Below are 2,486 nucleotides of genomic sequence, written 5' to 3' on the forward strand. Positions count from 1 at the left end.
CATCGTATTGATGCTGAGCATCAAGGTACACAAAATCCAGGGAACGATCCGCGAAATCACGCGCCGCTTCCCTGGAGGTCTTTCGAAGGATGACGGAACGCTCTTTGAAGGGATCCAGTTTGCGTTTGGCCTCAAGATACAACTGGTCCTGGCGTTGCTGCGTGACGTTGGCGGAATCTTGATAGGAATCGCGCAACCATTCGCGCCAGGGATCCACAGAGAAGAGCCGTCGTCCCAGCCAGTGCGTCAGGAGCACCTCGGAGTAGGCGCCTGATTGAACGCCGACTTCGACGCCTTCGCCGATCAGTCCCAAAAAATTCAAGATCTGCGGGAACACATTGCGATTCTCGATGAGCTGAACTTGCAGATCAAGTGTGCAGATCAAGTGTGGTCCGGTGACTCTGGATCCTGCGTCCGGTCACCTCGACAATTTTACTTTGCAGCAGCAGCGAAGCCGGGGGCGAGCCCGATTCCCGTGCGTTGGGTTCCCACTCGGGCAGCGTCAGCTCGCCCGCGGCCTGGAGCCATTTGCGCCAAAAGCGGATTCGATTTCGCGCCAGGATTTCTCCGCTGATTCCCTTCTCGTCCTTCAGATACGAGATCACGCGGTCGCGCTGCACCGATACGCCCCAGTCATGGGAATAGCCAGTGACCGGCACGATGTAGCAGGCGTAGCCAGCCGCGCGCGCTTGAATCCCCAAATCCCATTCTTCGGTGAAGCAAGGCGTATAGTGATCCTCGAATTGGAGGGTTTTGTTCGCGAACAACTCGCGTTTGGTGGCGAAGAAAAACCCCGACACCGCGTCCACCAGATGGGGCGAACTGGGCCGGTTGTCCTTGTGGAACCACAAAATATCTTCGTAGGTGTAGAAACCGAAGAACGAACCCTCCGGGCCCACCACGGCCGCGGCCGGCAATTCCCACAGCGCGCGTTCCAATCCTTCCACCGCCGAAAGAGAAACCCGAAGGTCAGCGTTCAAGAAGAACAGCGTCGGCTGCGTCGCCAGATGCACACCGATGTTCCAGCCGCGCGGCACGCCGGCATTCACGTTCAAACTCGCGGAGAGATCGATCCGGGGATGGTTCTTGAAGGCGGCCGCGGCTTCGACGGAATTGAATACCGCCACGACCTCGCCTTCGATCCCGGTGAGATCCCCGAGCAGATCTTCGAATTCCTTCCGGCCTTCCGGAGAAGCGTCCAACACGGGGATGATGAACGAACGACCCTTGGGCCGCACGGGCGGTTTGGGAGTCCACTTCCGGCTTGAATTCAATCCCGCCGACGAACGCTCGCGCCATTCGCCGGCGGTCGGTGTGGCTTTCTGGCCGCGCAAGCTTACTTGAAGCAACTCCGCGCAGCGGTGCATGTAGGTGTGGGCCTTGTGAACCATGGCCTGGCCTCGGCGCGCGATGTGTTCGCGCTCCTCTTCGTGGATCAGATAGTAGCGGGCTTTGTCCACAACCGTCCGATCTTCGTAAATCCCCAGGTCTTCGCCATCGACGAATAATTCGTTCTGGCCGCTGTTCGCCGGCAGGTCCGTCAGCAGAAGCGATCCCGTGGACATCGCCTCGAATACCCGCATGTTGAGGTCGTTGCGGACGGCGTTGTTGAAGACGATTCGAGATTGGGAAAACAGCATCGCCATTTCGTCCCAGAAACAGCGATCCGCCTTCAACAACACGCGCTTGTCCGACAGCCGCTGCAAGAGCTGCGCCCGCCTGGAATTGGCGAAGATGCTGCCGACAAACCCGAGGTCGTAGCGTTTCCGCGTTGTTTTCTGAGCGTGGATTTCGGGGTCGCAAGCCAGGGGCAGCCAGTTCACGTTCCGGCAACCCTGGCGCTGGAACTCAGAAACATATTCGCGTTGCGCGACAAAAACGTAATCGAAGAACCGCGCCCACTGGACGTGCCAGTTCAGATTCAGGTGGCTGTCGATCAGGTAACAGGCTTTCGGGCAGGTGAGGGTGTCCAGGTTTTTGGGGAAATGGCCGGGCACGGACTCGATCCATAGATACAGGTCCGGATCGGGAAACCGCCCGCGCGCGGAGATGACCACTTCGCGCATATCCGGCTCGAACGGAAGTGGAAAATCCTGGTCCACGACCGGCAGCTTCATGTTTTCCAGATGCCACGCTTTAATGATGTCCGTTCCGATCTTGGGACCGAACGTCACGACCTGACAATTTCTCCGCAAAGCTCGCTCGAAATAAACCGCGGTGGTAATCGGATAGGAAACGTAAGCCAGCCAGACGACCGGGACGCGTGGTGAATCCATACCGGAGTATTGTTAGCCGCCCCGATCTCAAAGCGCAACTTCAGTCCGGGGGCGTGGGGGGCGTGGCAATCAGTGATCAGGGGTCAGTAATCAGTTATCAGTCGTCCTCACTGAATACTGAATACTGATCACTGCTTGCCGACGGGAGCGCTCACGCGGTCAAGGCCACAAAGTTCTGCAGCAACTGCAGCCCGATTTTCTGGCTCTTCT

Annotated in this window: 2 protein-coding genes; both read right to left on the reverse strand. The window is 58.1% G+C overall.

Annotation, left to right across the window (positions count from 1 at the left end):
- The coding region (locus tag FJ398_27245; GenBank protein MBM3841574.1) for a class I SAM-dependent methyltransferase at nucleotides 1-385 on the reverse strand (385 nt) is incomplete at its 3' end.
- Nucleotides 369-2,276, reverse strand: coding sequence for a glycosyltransferase (locus tag FJ398_27250; protein ID MBM3841575.1), 1,908 nt, complete (start codon nucleotides 2,274-2,276; stop codon nucleotides 369-371). The genes FJ398_27245 and FJ398_27250, both read right to left, overlap by 17 nt.
- Nucleotides 2,277-2,486 lie beyond the last annotated feature (210 nt).

This window comes from Verrucomicrobiota bacterium (genome assembly GCA_016871535.1).
Lineage (GTDB): Bacteria > Verrucomicrobiota > Verrucomicrobiia > Limisphaerales > SIBE01 > VHCZ01.

What these genes read in the sequence shown, in the direction of transcription:
- FJ398_27250 (MBM3841575.1), bottom strand. Translation starts at nt 2,276, where the DNA reads ATGGATTCACCACGCGTCCCGGTCGTCTGGCTGGCTTACGTTTCCTAT.